Origin of the sequence: Shewanella eurypsychrophilus, assembly GCF_007004545.3 — a bacterium.
Classification (GTDB): Bacteria; Pseudomonadota; Gammaproteobacteria; order Enterobacterales; family Shewanellaceae; genus Shewanella; species Shewanella eurypsychrophilus.
Map to the genome: position 1 here is coordinate 1300351 of NZ_CP045503.2, position 18053 is coordinate 1318403.

Consider the following 18053-nt stretch of genomic DNA (forward strand, 5'->3'; position numbering starts at 1 on the left):
AAAAAAGGATGCTGTTAGCATCCTTTCAAGTCGTAAGCATTAACTCGTTACTTAGCAGCCATTTTAGCCATTATTCATCAAGGGGCGCTCAACAGCAGCTAGCACCCTTTCAACTAGTAACTAGTTACTAGTTACTTAGCAGCCATCTTAGCAAACACACGATCAACAGCAGCTAGCGTCTCTTCTAGCTCTTTCTCACCATGGGCCATAGATAGGAACCCTGCTTCGTACGCGCTTGGAGCAAGGTAGATACCTTCATCAAGCATGCCGTGATAGAAGATTGGGAATTTGTCAGCATCACATTTTGTGACTTGCTCAAACGTGGTGACTTTCTCTTCTTCGGTGAAGAAAAATCCAAACATACCGCCAACATAGTTGATAGCCATTGGAATGCCATGCTTATTCGCAGCGGCCTTAAAGCCTTCTGCGATACGCTTAGTCTTTGCCGCTAGCTCTTCATAGACGCCGTCTTCACAAAGTGCGTTCAGTTGAGCAAGACCTGCAGACATTGCGATAGGGTTACCTGATAGCGTACCCGCTTGATATACAGGACCTGTAGGTGCGATAAACTGCATCACATCTTTGCGACCACCGAATGCGCCTACTGGCATACCGCCACCGATCACCTTACCAAGCGTCGTTAAGTCAGGTGTCACGCCATAGTGACCCTGAGCACCGCCTTTAGAGACGCGGAAACCTGTCATCACTTCATCGATAATCATCAATGCACCGTACTGATCACAGATTGCACGAAGGCCTTGCAAGAAACCATCTACTGGAGGAATACAGTTCATGTTACCGGCAACAGGCTCAAGGATGATACAAGAGATCTCTTCAGGGTACTGCTCGAACAACGCCTTGACTGATTCCAGTTCGTTGTATGTTGCAGTTAGAGTGTGCTTAGCAAAATCTTCTGGAATACCTGGAGAGCTTGGCTGGCCTAAAGTTAGCGCACCTGAACCAGCTTTTACTAGTAGGCAGTCAGCGTGGCCGTGGTAGCAGCCTTCAAATTTCAAAATTTTGTCACGATTAGTAAAACCACGTGCCAGACGAATTGCACTCATGGTCGCTTCAGTACCTGAGCTCACCATGCGGACCTGTTCCATTGAAGGAACCATCTCGATGACTTTTTCTGCCATCGTGACTTCAAGTTCTGTTGGCGCACCGAAAGATAGGCCATTTTCCACAGCTGCAAGTACTGCTTCGCGGATTTTTGGGTGGTTATGACCTAAGATCATCGGTCCCCAAGAACCTACATAATCGATATAGGCTTTACCGTCAGCGTCATAGATGTATGCACCATCGGCTTTTTCGATAAAACGAGGTGAACCACCAACGCCATTGAAAGCACGTACTGGTGAGTTCACACCACCTGGGATGGTTTTCTTTGCCTGTTCAAAAAGAGTGTCGGAACGGGTCATTATCAATCCTTAAAGTCAGTCGCCTGATTAAAATTGGCTTGTTGTGAATACTAATTTACAGCCATTGTTTAACTTATTGGCTTCTTTCCTGTGAAGAAAAAAGCGCTGAATAATTCGTGTCAGCTAGAGTATATCAGCCTGATCTTAATTGCTTTCAAGTTGATCTGTTATTGTGATCTTATACCGATTGGTATCAAGTTCAGAGTTTCAACACCACTGACTCCATATCGTCAGCTTTTATTGCCAATTTGTGTTGGCGATTTGACGAGTATTGTCTGTTTCAAAAGCGCTAAAATATCTAGAATAACAAAGGCAGCAATATAGCAGATACGCGATGCTAGTGGAATATGGGATTCTGTGTGGGATAAAAAGTCTGCCCAGGGTGAACTGGGCAGCAAGGTGATATGCGGCTGCTTGTGGATAGGGCCGCCTATCAAATTTTATAGCTTGATTACTTTATATTTACTGGGGTTTGCAGTGAGTAATAGTAAGCCACATCTTTCATTTCAGCTTCTGAAAGCATGCCAGCTTGTGCCTGCATTAAAGGGTTAACTCGATCACCACGTTTGAACTCAACAAGCTGCTTGAATAAGTAAGCGGATTTTTGACCTTTTAAGTTTGGATAAGTCGACATTATTTTTAACATGGCTTCACCATGGCACGCTATACAGCGTTGGTTTGCTAACGCTTCACCGCTCGCTAAGTCTGCTTGATGCTCAAGCACTTTAGTATCAAGTTTAAGTTCTGATACAGCCTGTGTAGCGTTAAATATGTCATTGTCTTGTGACGTACTAGCTAACGTAGCAGCAGAAAACAGTAAACTAGCTAATAGCAATATTGAATTTTTCATCATTGTCATCACCTTATAGCTCCTGCTTTACTGGCATAGGGGGCATCTGAGATTCCTCTAATGGCTTACGCCTGAAGATGCTCATATCTATGCCTTTTTCGTCGTAATAGGTCGAGAGATAGTCAAGCACCGGATCCCATGTTTCATTGAGATCCCACAAACCTTGGGTGTCTACCATCCACTGTATGGTGTCACGCCATACTTCACGGTTACCCGGGTTTTGTGGAATGATATGACTGGTATGACAGGCGTTACATTGCGCTTTTACCATCTCCCAGCCAGGGGCCATGATTAGGCCTGTCACTTCGTCAATCGGATATTGTTCAGCGGCGCTAACGGGCGATAAAGCACCAGTTAACGCGAAAGTAACTGCTATTAGTCGTTTTTTCATTACACGACCCTTACAGCGACTCTATGACAGCCGTTGAATAAGTAACCTTTAGGGTTCCACTGTGGTTGAACCATAGGTTGAGTATCACCTTTGGTATCAGTGGCTCTAGCCCAAATTTCGTAGTAACCCGTTTGTGGCAGTTTTACATTGATTTTCCACTGCTGCCAAGCCATAGGGTTTACAGGTTTAGTCAGAGAAGCTGTCTGCCAAGTCGTACCGTAATCGTAACTGACTTCAACTTTGGCTACGTCTCGAGTACCGGCCCAAGCATGGCCGCTGACTTCCAGTGACTGACCTAATGTGAGCTCACCGCCAGTCTGAGGGGCTGTAATAAGTGATTTAACAATCATCTCTTCGATGATCTTAAAGTCTTTATTATCGACCTTCTCACCTGGTGCAACTGGATTCTTTGGTACTTGATAGGCAGGTGCGCCCATCTTCTTACCATCGTGAACACGGTCGCGAACTCCCATTCCGGTAGCACATTTCTGAGACACTGAACCTGGGCGTCCACCAAAAACAATGCGCAGGGGATAGCCATGCATAAATGGAATGTTTTCGCCGTTCATGCCCCAGGCAATCATGGCATTTTCACTCATCGCAGCTTCAATCGGCACGCCGCGTGAAATCGCTGCACCTTTACCACTAATGTGCTTATCGGCGCCGTAATGAGCTGTATATACCGCATCACTCTTGACACCACAGTCGGCCAGTACATCTTTGACTAGCACCCCTGTCCATTCGGCACAGAAAACAGCAGAGTTACTCCACTGGTTACCTTTGGCGTTAGGGTAGAAGTTTTCGCGGCTGTTACCACCACACTCAAGCACTAGCTGTTGAGTGTGAGTCTTAAATTTCTTTTTGAGCTCGGCGATGGTGTAAGTCTTAGGGGTTTCAATTGATTCGCCATCGACGGTAAATTCCCAAGTATCAGGGTCGATGCTTTCAAAGTCTGGCATCTGGCCATTCCAGCGGATAAAGGCAATATCGGCAGGTGTTTTTGCAGGAGCAAGCAAGTGTTCTGCAGGCATGGCATTTAATGGACTGGTATTAAGAACATTAAAGTGTGATGGAATATCTTCAGCTTTTGACCAAGTCACTGCCGACACATCGAGGGGAGCCATACCGGCGGGACGATTTTGAGCAAATGCCCAATTAAGAGGAAGCATTGCAGTGACAGATGTTGCTACCGCGCCTTTTAAAAATTTACGTCTATCGATAGTCATTATTATTTTTCCTCACCCTTGCTGAAATAGGTTGCCATTAATTCTATCTGCTCTGTGGTAAGCAGTTTTGCGACCTTGGTCATGGTCTTGTCTTGGCGTTGACCCGTTTTGAATTGTTGTAATTGTTGAACCAAGTATTGCTGGTTTTGCCATTTAAGATTCGGGATGGAGCTAAATTGACTACTCCCGTCACTGCCATGACATGCTTGACACATTGCCAAGAGTCTTGCGTCATTATCTGCAGCAAGTGCAGAATTGACTAAGACACATGGTAAAAGAAGTGCGAAGCTAAGCTGTCTTATTCTTTTTAGTTTATTACCCATATACACACCCATCATTGTCCTAAACTTTGAACTTCCAACTAGGAAACTAAATTCAAATTGTTAGGTTGAAAGCTGGCAAATTCCTTTTCTACATCTACAGATGAGCAAAAGAGATTGCGCTTGCTTGATCGAGATCAAAGTTATTAGTGAAACTTTGCTATAGGCGACGAAGTTACCGCTAAATGAGATGGAAGGCATGTAAAAAGTTATAAAAAGTTATAAAACATCTATAAAGACAATGCCTTAATGTTTAAATATGAGTTGAATATCAGTAGGTGGCCAAAAATGAGGCATTTTTAGAAGGGGGATTAAGCGTTACTGCTTGCCTAAATGGATGGCTACAAAAGGCTACAAATTAGTCTCGTTGATGTTTGTATCTTAAAAGGCGTTATTGAGAGTAGCCTAAATATTTTCTTCTAAGCTTAGATAACTCGTCCCGTTCGATAATTTTTTCATAGCTAGATTTGAGTCTTTGTGGTGAAAATTTATGCAAACTTTTATTAGAAATCTGCACCCAAGGTGTTCTTTGGGATACCACGAACGGCTCACCAAACAGGTTGATATCTTCATTAAGCTGAAGTGCTGCACTAAGAATCGCATCCATGGGACCAATGACTGCATCGACATGGCCCGCCATTAACATCTTTACTGCCTGGATGAAGTCGAATGTCTCGAAGCGATAAATTGCAGGATCGTTGTCTATGACATCACTAAACTTAGCGCCTCTTAAGTAAGCCAGCTTCTTGCCTTTGAGGTTATCGAAAGAGCTAAAACTTGTGCCATGCAAGCCAATGACAACATTTTTTAAACTTGGCAGCGGCGCAATGTAAGTGACGTAGTCTTCAAGTTCTTTGTACTTGTACATGATAGTCATGTCGGTTTGTCCGGACTTAAGTTCAAGCATAATCCTGGCATAAGGGTATATTTCATTATGTGGCAGGTAGCCTGATTCTTCTGCCAGAAGGTTGGCCATATCGTAATAGATACCACTAGGGATATATTCAGATGAGGCACTGGGGCTGATTTTTGTCTTTATGCCATAGGGTAAAATTTCTATGGTACGGATCTCTATGATGGGAGAGCTTGTAGTCATTGGCTCTGCTTGCACGAAAGGGAGTGTTAAGCTGGGAAAAATAAACACTAAGCAGCAAAGCCATGTATTGCTTGCAAAGACAGATGAAAAGCTAAAGTCGTGGCTTATGTTTGCTCGTTTCAAGTTATACCGTCTTAGGTTCATTTATTCTTATTATGGGCTACTTTACAGAAAAGAAATGGAGTTATCGAATTCAAGTCGCTTATTATTGTTTGTAAATATTATCTTGATAGCCAGTATTCACCCTAGTTCAGAGCATTTATAGTGAGTCGGTGATAACGATAACAGGCATTGTGTGTTTAGCGTCAAATCTGGCCTGAATTTATCTCTTTCTGCAGAACTCCCCAGCTGATCACACCGATAACCTTGTCTTGCTTGCCCTGGTATATATAGACCTCCCCGCGCCTATGACGTGATAGGATTTGATAGACTTCATTGAGTGTGGCCGTATCTGGTAGGCCTTGCATGGGGTGTCTGGTTAATGTACTCACATCATCGCTAACTTGAAGCTCGAGTTGTAACATTTGAATATCACCTAGGGCATCTCTTGCCAGTACAGAACGACCTTCGGCACGTTTTAATACCTCAAGTAATAGGTCATCATTGTCTCTGACAATCACAAAGCGTCTGTCCATTATGGCGCGTACACCCGTTTTCATCAGGCCCAGTTTCACTGGTGAGACCTTATAGTCCAGTCCCATAATCTCCAGTTGTTTATAAAATAGTGACTTAGAATTGAAACCCTGATGTGCGACTAAAAACGCAGGAATACTGACAAACATAGCGGGTAAGATCATTGAGGCATTATTGGTGAGTTCCAGCAGTGCGATTAAGGCTGCTAGTGGTGCACCTAGACACACTCCCATCATAGCCGTCATACCTATGATGGTATATAGGCCAATATAAGGCGCAATCGAGGGGAAAAGCGTCGCGCTGATTATCGCGAGTATCGCACCAAGCAGTGCACCAATACCAAATAGTGGACCAATAATACCGCCTGGTATACCAAGTCCCAAGGCGGCAATGGTCGCGATAATCTTTCCAATTAAAAGTGCAAATAGAAAAAGTAAACCTGGGTTTTCACTAATCGCATGCTCGATAGCAAGGTCGCCACTGCCTAGAGCCTCTGGGAGAAAAACACCAACGATGGTCGTGACGACTCCAGCCAACAATAATCTGTAAGCTAAGGGCCAATTTTGGCCTTTAGCTGTGACTTTCAACAATGATAAATTGAACAGAGCAGCAACACAGCCAATCACTATCCCGGTGATTGCGAGGATTGGGTACTGGGATAAAGGAATGTGTATAATGTTTATTTGATCGTATTCGTGAATGTTACCAAAGAAGATTTGGCTAGATACTGCACCACAGATGGCAGATATCATGATCGGGAAAAAATAGTGCAGTTTATACTCTCGCAAGATCACTTCAAAAACGAAAAATATTGCGGCTAGGGGGGCATTAAATGTTGCAGCAATTCCCGCTGCAATTCCACTCGCGCACATGATACGCACGCTATTATCTGGAAGGTTAAATTTTTCTGCCATCACACTGGCACTCACAGCGCCTAAATGTATGGCAGGCCCTTCACGGCCGACAGAAAAGTTGCTTGCTAACGCAAAAAGAGCTTGAAAGAATTGACCGGGAGCCGACTGAAGTGGCATTTTACCATAGTGAAGCTTTACCCTGTGTAATACATAAGCAATTCCCATGCGTTTATAACGTTTCGAGCCTAGTCTAGCTACAAGCCAGATTAAAACTGCACCGAGTAAAGGTAAAAGCACTCGCCAGTCGTCAACAATCTCAGTAAAATCGAGCTCGCTGGTTTGAGTATAATTATTCAACCAGAGAAGTAAGAGTCTGAAGAGAATAATGACGCCCGAGGCAATTAGAGCGAACAATAGTGCCAATAAGCACAATTGCAGACTGAGCTTGGGTTGGGATAGCTTATCTTGTAGATCTGTTCTCAGGTACATCTGGCATCGCGCATAGATTGATTTTATTTTGTTTTGCACCGGAGCCTTCCTGGTATTCCATTGCCTGCCATCATTCGGCGGTGAGGCTAATTTACACAGTAATGATTTAAGAGGTTGTTAGTTAATGGCAAATTATCATCGTTGGATTGATCGCATGCAAGTGCTTGAACGACAAATCCGGCCATCAAGTGTTTATTTATTGCTACTTGTTGTCGTGGCTTTTGTTTTAGGCCTAGTCAGCTACAGCGTATGGAATGAACAAAATCCCCCGACAGTAAACAATAACACACAAGTGTTAGATAAATTGACTCAACAGCTTAATATTCAGACTCAAACATTGGCATCTAGAAATTTAGAGCTGGCACTCGCGATAGAAACAAATAGTAAGATGCAGACGCTGTTTTCTGAGCAGAATGTAAAAGAGAAGAAGCTTGTAAAAGAGTTAGCATTTTATCGCAGTATCATGGCGCCAGAAACGATTGCCGATGGTGTCGCTATTCATGGGCTTGAATTATCGCCAAGTTTATTAGCTAATAAATATCGCCTCAAACTTATCCTGACTCAACTTCAGAAACGTAAACAGTCGTTAAAAGGACGTGCTGAATTGACTTTCATTGGAGTGCAAGACGGCGAAGCGGTTAATTTTAGCCTTAGTCAGCTGACAGATATCAAACAGTTAGATTTTAAATTTAGGTATTTTCAGGTGTTAGAAACAGAGATCACCTTGCCTGACAACTTTATATTTTCACACGTAATTGCAAAAGTCATCGTCCCCTCTAGTCGCTGGACTAAAGGCTCACAGATTGAAATAGAATTCTCTGCCGATGAATTATTGCCAGTAATTAGCGAGTCTAGCGTCGAGCCTAAGCCTGTTCCTTCCACTAAGCTTAGTGCTGAAATAGCCCCCGTTGATGTTACGCACAATGGCATGCAGCCAGAAACGGTGGTTGAAAGTGAAGCACCTAAGCTAGGTGATGAAGGTAGCAAAATAGATAAGCCTGTTCGGTGATAACCCGAGCAGGTGTTATTATACCAATATATAATCGAAATGAGCTTGGGTTATTACTTGAACAAAATAGTCAGGTATTGGATAATCCCGCTTAGTAATTAGATGTAGAGGTACTTCATGACTGAACAAACTGCCGAACAAGCGGTAGAGCAAGCTGACGATGCTTTGCCTATCCAATTTACCGATGCGGCTGCTTCAAAAGTAAAAACGCTTTTAGATGAAGAAGAAAATGATGCATTGAAGCTGCGAGTCTATGTGACTGGTGGTGGGTGTTCTGGTTTTCAGTATGGCTTCACTTTCGATGAGAAAGTTAATGAAGGTGACTTCACGGTAGAGAAGCAGGGAGTACAGCTGGTTGTCGATCCGATGAGCTTACAATATCTTGTTGGTGGAGAGGTTGACTATACATCTGGATTAGAAGGTTCGCGTTTTTTTGTTAGAAACCCTAACGCAACGACAACCTGTGGATGTGGTGCAAGCTTCTCAGTATAAGCACTTTGCTGATAAAAATGATTTTAAAAAAGCCAGTTGCAATGCAACTGGCTTTTTTATTTGATATTTTTTAGCACCTAGCACCTTAACTCATGATATTCATATTGATCTTAGTGTTAAAGTAAGCTTTTACCTTAGGCGTAAATGCTATCCAAACTTGTACGATAGCCAGTAAAATAATAATACCGAAAATGACAAAGTCGGGCACTTTAGCTTGTAGCTCACCGAGCTGAAAAGTTGACGGCTTGCCTACAAGTAAATTATCCGGATCGTGCAATAACACGGGCAACATACTGACTAAGGCAAGCTGTAGCACTGTGTAGCCTTGTAGGAAAAACATCGCCGTACGTTGGCGCCCTAGAATAGCAACCACCATGATTAAGGTGAGAATACAAAAAAGCTCGCCTTGCTGGGCATAAATACCACTGAATGATGCGATGGCAAAAAATGCACACAAGGCTGCAAGTCTTTTAGGCAATGGTTGCTTCAATACTTTATTGCTGGCTTGGCTCGCATCAGCTGGTGCACTTTCACTAGCTTGACTGTCACTACTTTGATTTTCACTTTTAGCATCATTGACGCCATCGCTGCTAGTGACAGTGCTATTAGTGACAGTGCTATTAGTGTCAGTGCTATCAGAACGTGAGGTATTCTTTTCCAAGCTTGATCTCCTGTGGGCGCGAATATGAGCACGAATAGAAATTAGTGGCGCTGCTTAGGCGTGAGTCTCTGCTCTAGTTCATAAGGAGGAATAACCACACCTAGATCTTCTTGAACAGGAAAAACTGCCACAAACAGATCATCATCTTGCATGCCAGGCACCCAACGTTCTAACCATTCTGATACTGGAATTTCCAGTGGGATACAGTTAGCCCAGTCATCGATAGCCCAAGACTTAGCAGCCTCCTCACTTGGCCACATAGGAATGCAATCTTCTTCCTCAGTGGTCAGCATCACACAGCCATCATCATCTTGAAGGGTCCAAATTACCTCTGCTGACTTTACTTGCTCTACAAAATAATCATAGCGAGCTTCGGGAGTCATCTGGCTTGCATCTTTGGCACTTTTGCTCATGGTATCTCTCATATTTGATATAACTTGAATCTGTTAGCGCCAAGGTCTTAGCGATAACGTAATTGAGTGGATCATACCATTTCGATGCCAGTATTTTGAGGCTTTTTTATCAGCAAGAGCCAAGGAGGGGGAAAGTGAAGTTTATGCCGACAAAGTAGACTCTCTGTCGGCATCATACCAATGGGTATAAAAGCAGTTAGTCACTGTCTTTTGCGTTAAAGAATTTGTAGATAAAGCCAGCCAAGATAGCACCTGCAATGGGTGCAACCCAGAATAGCCATAATTGTGAGATTGCCCAGTCACCGACAAATAGTGCCGGCCCGGTACTACGGGCTGGGTTTACTGAGGTATTTGTGATTGGAATACTGATCAAATGAATCAGAGTTAAACCGAGTCCGATAGCGATAGGCGCAAAGCCTTTTGGTGCTCTGGCATCTGTTGCACCTAATATGATGAGCAGGAAGAATAACGTCATCACAATTTCAGTGACTAATGCAGATGTCATGGTATAGCCACCTGGTGAGTGTTGACCATAGCCATTTGATGCAAAGCCATCGGCTAAGCTAAAGTCGGCATTACCTGACGCTATAAGGAATAAAATTGCTGCACCCGCGATACCACCTGCTACCTGGGCGGTAATATAGGGAGCCAGTTCTTTAGCTGGGAAGCGTCCGCCAGCCCAAAGGCCGAAAGATACTGCCGGATTTAAATGGCAACCTGATATGTGGCCTATGGCGAATGCCATGGTTAACACTGTGAGTCCAAAAGCGAAAGAGACGCCTAATAGGCCTATACCGACTTCAGGAAAGGCTGCGGCTAATACCGCACTTCCACAACCACCAAGTACCAGCCACAGCGTACCGATAAATTCAGCTGCCATTTTTTGAGACATATTCATTAAACAGTTCCTTTTGTTTACCGCCCATACTTTGTATTAACTAAAGACATTTAGCCTAGGATGACTAAAAATGAGTTAACTCGCGTAGAGCAAAATGTGTTCAACGCTACTCTACGCTTTATCAGAAGTATAGAAAGTGAAACTTTTACTGTTTACTGATCTTGTCTAAACCGCTCTGCCTTGATCATCTCGATGAGGGTAGCAGCAATTTTGGTGTTGTCTAAGTGCCCGTTGAAATGCTGTTGACCTTTACCGTAGGCAAAAATTTGCACATCAATGCCGTTGTGACCACTTGTGGTCCAGCCTGTATAGGTGAGCTTGTCTATCTTCTGCTTAATGAGTTCTTCAAGCCTGTCTGCAGGCTCATGGGACTTTAGTCGACCCATTAGCCTGACTCTAAACCTGTCTAGAATCTCAGCTGACATGCTGATATTGATTGTTTTTGACCAAAAAGCTGAAAAGCTTTTGGGGGTATCGAGTATCGAGGGTGTTTTTACTATGGCCTTGGCGACATCTTCTGGGAGCATCTTTACCTGTTTTAACCGTTTGCCCTTCCATTTGTATTTGCCCTCTCTTCCCAGGGTTAATCCCCCCGTTGAGTGATCTGCCGTTGCGACTAGCAGAGTGTCAGGGTGCGTGTCGACATAGTGTTTTACAGCGATTAATGTTTTAGCAAAATCATCCATCTCATTCATGGCACAAACAATGTCATTACTGTGGCCACACCAGTCTATTTGGCTGCCTTCGACCATCATCACAAACGGTGCAGTTTGCTTAGATAATAGCTTTAATGCCGTTTGGGTCATTGTTGTTAACCTGTAGGGATCATGGCTACCCAGTGCGGGCTCCATACCTGATGGTGCAAAAAGACCGAGTGCTGGTAATGAGTCAATGCTGCTTAGGTCACTCAGCTTATCGATATATTGATAGCCAAAATGTTGAAACTCTTGGGTAAGATCTTTATCTTCACGCACAAAGTATTGGGTTCCGCCGCCTAACATCAGATCGGCAATAGGTCGACCATTGATGAGGTTAGTGAGATAGCTGTCGGCTATTTGATTATAATTTCTGCGGCTTTCATTGTGAGCCAAAAAGCTAGCTGGAGTGGCATGATTGATTTGAGAGGTCACCACGATAGCGGTGGCTTTTCCTCGCTCTTTTGCCATCTCCATCATAGTGGGGAGTTTATCTTGTTGATGGTCGACAGAAATTGCGCCGTTGTAACTCTTGTGGCTGGTGGCTAAAGCCGTTGCCGCCGCTGCAGAATCGGTGACATAGGTGTCATCATCTGGATAGGTACTGGACATGCCGACCAGCAGTTGATCAAAAATGGTTTCTTCTACATGTTTGGTATCTGGTCTGTCTGAGAAGTAGCGATAAGCACTGGTGTAGGCCGGTCCCATACCATCACCGATGAGGTAGATGATATTTCTAGGCAGGTCTTCATCTGGAATAGAGATACGCTCTTCGGCCTGTAATACAGGGCTTAGGCTTGAACTGACTAAGGTCAGTACGCCGAGTACAGACAAGTAGGGCAGGGAAGAGCTGAACTTAAATACGTTCATGTTGATAATCCATTTTATTAGTTTTATTTGGGATTTCAGTGTTATTCCATTAAGCAGACAGCACTTATACGCTGTCTGCTTAACATTATTTATAACCAGTATTGATTAATTAGCTAACCATTAAATTAGTGAAAGCTCACGGCAGACTCTGGCGCACTTAGCTTATGGCTCACATGGGTATCTAACCATTGCTCCTGCTCCCACAGCATATGTAAGATTGATTCTTCAGCTTTATAGCTATGACTTTCATAGGGGAAGGTCACCAATCTTGCTTGACCACCTAAGCCTCTGATGGCCTTAAATAGCCTGGCTGACTGCATTGGGTAAGTGCCTGAATTTGAGTCCATCTCCCCATGCATGATGAGTAGAGGTTCATCAATTTTATCGGCATGGGTAAAAGGTGAAATTTGTTGATACAGACTGGGTGCCTCCCAAAAATTACGCTTCTCATTTTGAAAACCAAAGGGGGTTAAGGTCCGGTTGTAAGCGCCGCTTCTGGCAATGCCTGCAGCGAAAAGGTCTGAATGTGCCAGTAGATTAGCCACCATAAATGCGCCGTAAGAGTGGCCGCCAATGGCGATTCGATTTTTATCTGCCACGCCCATCTCGACTAGCGTGTCGATTGCCGCTGTTGCGTTGTCGATCAGCTGAGTCCTGAAATTGTCGTTTGGCTTCTCTTTACCTGTACCTATGATTGGCATAGCAACCCGATCGAACACGGCATAACCTTTAGCAACAAAAGGGACTGGTCCCTTGGGGCTGATATAACTGTATTGATTGGCAGAGTAGTTGACCTGAGCGGCGACTTTCGAGTTTTTATATTCCCTTGGGTAGGCCCACATTAGGACTGGCAGTGGACCATCTTCTTTTTTGTAGCCTGCAGGCAGGTAGAGATTACCAGATAACGCTAGCCCATCAGCACGTTTGTAAGTCACTAGCTCTCTCGTCATCCCTTTGTAAGCTGGTAGCGCCTTGTTGGCTTGATATAAAACCTGCTCGGTTTTAGCTTCAGCATCGATAAAGACGAGATATGACGGTTTTTTACTACTCTGTCGATTAATGATGAATTTAAGCGGCTCTCTACTGACAATATAGCGAATGGTTTCAAGTTGCTTATCTGATGAACGCCACAGTAGCTCTGAGGGTTTTATAGTCTCTTCTACTGCGGTGAGATTAATAGGCAGTGATTTTAAGAACGGCTGGTAACCCTGAGGCGATGCGCCTAAACCATAATGAAGTAAGCTGTTATCTTCAACCGAGATAAGCTTAGGGTAAATCTCCCCGTTTATCTTGGCACTTTGGGATAGAAGTCTACCGGGATCGTTATAGCTGTCACGGATGGCTTTCTTATACCATAGCTTGAGTTCTGAAGGCTTGCTCGAATCAAAGAAGCTGACGCGGATCTGCTTTTTGTCTGAGTGTTTTTCGGTGAGCATACCAAGGGAATTCTCTCCCCATTGGATCTTTCTCATTCGCCAAGGCGTTTTCAGTAGCTGCTCAGGCTCCGCTGTAAATGGGGCTGCTATCTGTAAAAGTTGATCTCTGTACTTAGCTTTAACATTACTATCGCCTTTATCTAAGGCTTTGACGAAAGCTAACGTATCGGGCTTATCTGAGCGCCAATGTATTAGCCTAGGACCTTTTCTGACTGAGTCATTGCCAGAGGGTCGGTATTCACTGCTCTCTAGTTGTGCCAAGGTTTTTAGACGTGTTCCTGAGATATCAAATAGCTCAACCGTCTGGGCAAAATCATAGTATTTCACCATATGTGAAAAGGGCGGAGAGATGCGCTTTACGACAATGTATTCGTCATTGGGAGACAATTGATAGCTAATGTTGATATCGGCTTGACCGATTAATTGACTATCACCATCGAGGCGTAGCAGAGTTAGCTGGCTTTGAGTCAGTTGGCTGAATATCTGATCATCCTGAGTATTCTTTAAAAGATCTTGATAAGTACGTCTAGGTGCTTTTTGGCTACCGGTTTTACTGATGTTAGGCCCAATGTTACTCGCTGCATCAAGAGGGTGAGTATTTACTGACGCTATGCTAGTTAAAATTGCCTGACTGTTATAGAGCCATCGATACTTAAGGCCTAAGCTCGCATTTAATCGCGTTTTATTGAGCTTTTGAGTCAACTGCTTTTCGATATCGTACACATATAGGTCGGCACCTTTATCTGAGAGTCCGATATAACTAATGAAGCGGCTATTGGGGGAGAACTCAACTTTAGCGACTCGACTTGTTGCTAAGTTGACGCGCTGCTTTGTCGGTGTGGTTGAGCTGTTAAGTTTACCGAGGTCGATTAATTCTATGCCGATATATTGTGACTTGATTCGACTCGGAAGCAATTGCTCAGGAGATAATCTGAGACCAGCAAGCTTTAATTCTGTTTTGGATAAAGATTGGATTTTTACATGGGTCTTTGGGGTAAGTATTGCCAACCATTGTTTGTTTGTAGATAAGCGAGTGCTTACTTTTTTATTTTGATTGACGACTTCTTGTAGTGCCTGACTCGGTACTTGATATTCATCGGCGTAACTAATAGGACTGACTAAAGCTATCAGGGCAAACATAAAGATGGGGATGCGAGACATTCTTATCTCCTGATATAAAGTGGAGTAATGGTGATTGGCAAGAATAGCGCCCAATGCTGGGCGCTATATCTAAGATGGAACTAAGCGTTAGAACTTTTGTGAATATCCGAAGAACAGGCTACGACCCTTTGCAGAGTAGCTGCTGTTATCGTCCTCATAGTATGGCCAGTCGTTGTGCTCGTCATTACGTATATCGTAAAGTGGCGGCATCTCATCGGTTAGGTTTTTAACACCTGCAGTGAACTTACCGTCCCATGGTGCTGAGTAAGAGAGAGTGATGTTAATTGTCTGATATGCATCTAAGGTATCAGTTTCAATCGACTCTACATCGTCACCATCTGCATTCTCGTATTCGAACAGATCGGTACCTACAGCTTCACCTGTGTAGTAGTAGGTGATCGTTGCGCGGAAGTCTTCATAGTTCCAACTTAGGCTGGCATTACTTTTCCATTTAGGGAAGTAATCAGTCTCAGTTTGCTCTTCAATGGCATCGCCTACCTTCTCTTGATACTCTTTCTTAAGTAGGTAAGAGGCTGAAAGCTTGAACTTAAACTCACCAGCAGCGGTTTCTGGGAACTGGTAGTTAAAGCTGGCATCGATACCTTCCGATGCTTCATAGGCACTATTGATCGGGCCTTTGCGCATACAGGCGATATTTTGAATACCATCGTCATCAAATTCAGTTAGGTAACCCACTTCTGGCATTGTTGAGCAATCGGTATATTGACCATCCTTGTTATAGCTTGGGTCTTCTAGCATCTCGTCAGTTGAGATAGTCTTAACCGCGCCTTCAAGTTCGATATTCCACCAATCGACAGTCAGGTCGGCATTATCTGTGATATTTGCAACTAGACCTAAGTTCCAGAATTCGCCCTCTTCTTCAGTAAGTTTAAGATTGCCTGAGTTAAAGCCGTCATAGCTATCTTCATAGATCTCATCTGGAATAGTTGGGTGTGGATACTCTGTACCACCAAAGCTTCTTGTTAATCCAGAATAGAGGCGATGCATATCGGGTGCTCTAAAACTCTTACCCCAGTTAGCACGTACCATTACCTCATCAATTGGGCGGTAACTTAGGCCAATCTGAGGCGTAGTTGCTCCGCCTACATCCGAATCATCTAAGTATTGGTCATAACGAAGTGCAGCAGAAAGATCTAATGACTTAACACCTGTGATGTCAGCAAGTAGTGGCACCTGTAATTCGCCAGCAACAGCGACACGATCACGGTCACCCTTACCACCTGTACCACCCATACCGATAAAGCCGCCGCTCATGGTGGTTTCATCTAAGGTATCTTCATAGCTTTCGCGTGCCCATTCGGCAGTGGTTGCGAAACCGACAGTACCCGCATCTAACTCCATCAAGTCACCGGTAAAGACAGCTTGTAGCTGGTGCATGCTTGAGTCTGACTTCTTGGTTGAGTCACCAATAAGCGCTTCAGCTTGCTCGGTAGTTAGCTTGTTGTTTGGATACCATTTTGAAGCATCAGTGTCATTTGGATCGAACGTTATCATGCCAAGCAGGGCGTCGGCGCTGACCATATGATGGTTCTGTTTCTCATACAATGCATAACCACTAGACCAAGAGACATCTAGCTCGTAATCACCAATGGTACCGTTAGCGCCAAAGGCGAGAGAGGCTTTAGTGTTTTGAGTATCATAGGTACGTGGTCCAGGGTACTCTTCCATACGACGGCGCATCTGGAATTTATTGGAATCTTCAAATTCATACTTATCGTAGCTGTATGCGCCTGTGATCTCATCTTGGTAGAAGTAATCCCCAAAACCTTTCTCATCTTTATACTTAGTGGTCTCTTTGTAGGACGCATTTAGCATGCCGTACAGCTGCCAATCATCATTAAGATCGTAAGTGCTGTTAACGACTAGGTTTACTCTGTCATATTCTGACTGTAGACCACGGTCGGCATACTTATCGTAGTAACAATCATAAGTACCCGCTTCTACATATATGCCTTTATCACCGAATAGGTTAGTACACTGAGCTTCATCGACAGGGCTGTACTTGTCATCGGTATAAACCTTTGAGTAATCTCTCACCCAAGATGCCCAGCTTGATGCTCCAGAGTCACCATATGGGCCCGCTCCCCAACGTGTATCGCCATCTTCATCTTCATAATACGATGGGCTGTATAGGCCATCACGCTGGTACGTTTGAATCGCTTCCACCTGACGGTACTCAAGCATGATTAGGGTTTGACTGTTTTCAGTGTCGATGCCCTGAAGGTAAGAGAGATCAAACTGCTCGCCACCACCTTGGGTAGTATCTGAATATTTAGCTTCTACCTTGGCGCCGTCATATTGTTTCTTAAGGATAATGTTAACCACACCGCCGACGGCATCTGAACCGTAAATTGCCGATGCGCCACCGGTTAAGATTTCGATGCGCTCAACTGCGGCAGTTGGAATATCAGAGACATCAACAAAGTTTGAGGTGCCGCCTGCTGCCGATGGGAATGAAGCTTGGCGACGGCCATTAATCAGTACTAAAGTTCTGTTGGCGCCCATTCCACGTAGGTTAACTGAGCTAGCGCTATCGGTGAAACCATCACTTTCGCCGTTTAGCGAACCACCGTTATTAGCGACTGATGATTGCAGCACCTCGGCAATAGAAGATAAGCCGCTGTTTTCAATATCATCTGCAGTGATCACTGTGACAGGTGCTACACCTTCAAAGTCGGCGCGCTTAATGCGTGAACCTGTTACTGCTATTTTTTCAATCTCTTCATTATTAGCGTCTTTGCCAGCTGTTTGTTCTGCAGCTTGTAGCGATGACGTTGTTAGCGCTGCCATAGTCATGGCCAATGTCAAAGCGGAAAATTTCATCTGGTTTTTCATCTGATTCCAGTCCTTGTTCTTATAATTAACTAGGGCCAATGAGATTAGAACCTAGTTTTTTTTAGGGGTGATGCTGTCGATTAGCAATGCACAATCTCGAAAGATGTCAGCTGCATCCATTTGTAAATAAAATGTTTGTATTGAGCAATCACTTACGTGTCGTTTATATGTTGTTTATACATCTATTTAATATCTATTCTTTTTGTTATTAATCTCTTACGGTGCTTTTTTATGTGTCTAACCTGCTTGTGTTCATATGTTGGTAACCTGTAAACTGTTTGG

15 protein-coding genes are annotated in these 18053 nt (G+C 43.9%); 2 read left to right on the forward strand and 13 right to left on the reverse strand.

Features of this window, described 5'->3' with window-relative positions; all coding sequences use genetic code 11:
- Window positions 1-131 precede the first annotated feature (131 nt).
- The 7 genes from hemL to FM038_RS05460 all read right to left on the reverse strand — a co-directional run bounded on the left by hemL (window position 132) and on the right by FM038_RS05460 (window position 7280).
- On the reverse strand, window positions 132-1421 hold the full coding sequence (hemL, locus tag FM038_RS05430; RefSeq protein WP_142872318.1) for a glutamate-1-semialdehyde 2,1-aminomutase: 1290 nt from the start codon (window positions 1419-1421) through the stop codon (window positions 132-134).
- A 451-nt stretch (window positions 1422-1872) separates the two neighbouring features.
- Window positions 1873-2274, reverse strand: a complete 402-nt coding sequence (locus FM038_RS05435) for a c-type cytochrome (protein ID WP_223293005.1) — start codon at window positions 2272-2274, stop codon at window positions 1873-1875.
- Window positions 2275-2284: 10 nt separating this feature from the next.
- Window positions 2285-2662, reverse strand: a complete 378-nt coding sequence (locus FM038_RS05440) for a cytochrome C (RefSeq protein ID WP_142872319.1) — start codon at window positions 2660-2662, stop codon at window positions 2285-2287.
- Complete coding sequence (locus FM038_RS05445) at window positions 2662-3888, reverse strand: sulfite oxidase (protein WP_142872320.1); 1227 nt, start codon at window positions 3886-3888, stop codon at window positions 2662-2664. The genes FM038_RS05440 and FM038_RS05445 overlap by 1 nt, the downstream gene beginning before the upstream one ends.
- A gap of 2 nt (window positions 3889-3890) precedes the next feature.
- Window positions 3891-4211, reverse strand: a complete 321-nt coding sequence (locus tag FM038_RS05450; RefSeq protein ID WP_223293006.1) for a c-type cytochrome — start codon at window positions 4209-4211, stop codon at window positions 3891-3893.
- 388 nt (window positions 4212-4599) lie between these two features.
- Entirely contained in the window at window positions 4600-5304 is a 705-nt protein-coding gene (locus FM038_RS05455) for a substrate-binding periplasmic protein (protein WP_142872321.1), read from the reverse strand.
- A 305-nt stretch (window positions 5305-5609) separates the two neighbouring features.
- Complete coding sequence (locus FM038_RS05460) at window positions 5610-7280, reverse strand: chloride channel protein (protein WP_142872941.1); 1671 nt, start codon at window positions 7278-7280, stop codon at window positions 5610-5612.
- Between the two features lie 124 nt (window positions 7281-7404).
- Between FM038_RS05460 and FM038_RS05465 the strand changes: the two genes are divergently transcribed.
- Together FM038_RS05465 and erpA are read left to right on the forward strand one after the other, a co-directional pair.
- Complete coding sequence (locus FM038_RS05465) at window positions 7405-8289, forward strand: DUF6776 family protein (RefSeq protein ID WP_185965760.1); 885 nt, start codon at window positions 7405-7407, stop codon at window positions 8287-8289.
- A 117-nt stretch (window positions 8290-8406) separates the two neighbouring features.
- Window positions 8407-8781, forward strand: coding sequence for an iron-sulfur cluster insertion protein ErpA (gene erpA / locus FM038_RS05470; protein ID WP_142872322.1), 375 nt, complete (start codon window positions 8407-8409; stop codon window positions 8779-8781).
- A gap of 85 nt (window positions 8782-8866) precedes the next feature.
- Here erpA and FM038_RS05475 read toward each other — a convergent pair whose 3' ends face one another.
- The 6 genes from FM038_RS05475 to FM038_RS05500 all read right to left on the reverse strand — a co-directional run bounded on the left by FM038_RS05475 (window position 8867) and on the right by FM038_RS05500 (window position 17771).
- The gene (locus FM038_RS05475) at window positions 8867-9271 is read right to left on the reverse strand and encodes a hypothetical protein (protein ID WP_142872942.1); all 405 of its coding nucleotides are present in this window, start codon (window positions 9269-9271) and stop codon (window positions 8867-8869) included.
- A gap of 212 nt (window positions 9272-9483) precedes the next feature.
- Window positions 9484-9855: a DUF2750 domain-containing protein gene (locus FM038_RS05480; protein WP_142872323.1), complete on the reverse strand. Its 372-nt coding sequence runs from the start codon at window positions 9853-9855 to the stop codon at window positions 9484-9486.
- 196 nt (window positions 9856-10051) lie between these two features.
- Entirely contained in the window at window positions 10052-10753 is a 702-nt protein-coding gene (aqpZ, locus tag FM038_RS05485; protein WP_142872324.1) for an aquaporin Z, read from the reverse strand.
- A gap of 152 nt (window positions 10754-10905) precedes the next feature.
- On the reverse strand, window positions 10906-12318 hold the full coding sequence (locus FM038_RS05490; protein ID WP_142872325.1) for an alkaline phosphatase: 1413 nt from the start codon (window positions 12316-12318) through the stop codon (window positions 10906-10908).
- A 125-nt stretch (window positions 12319-12443) separates the two neighbouring features.
- Window positions 12444-14915, reverse strand: a complete 2472-nt coding sequence (locus tag FM038_RS05495) for an alpha/beta hydrolase family protein (RefSeq protein WP_142872326.1) — start codon at window positions 14913-14915, stop codon at window positions 12444-12446.
- A gap of 87 nt (window positions 14916-15002) precedes the next feature.
- Window positions 15003-17771 carry a TonB-dependent receptor plug domain-containing protein gene (locus tag FM038_RS05500; protein ID WP_142872327.1) on the reverse strand — a complete coding sequence of 923 codons (2769 nt, stop codon included), beginning with the start codon at window positions 17769-17771 and terminating at the stop codon, window positions 15003-15005.
- Between the last annotated feature and the right edge of the window lie 282 nt (window positions 17772-18053).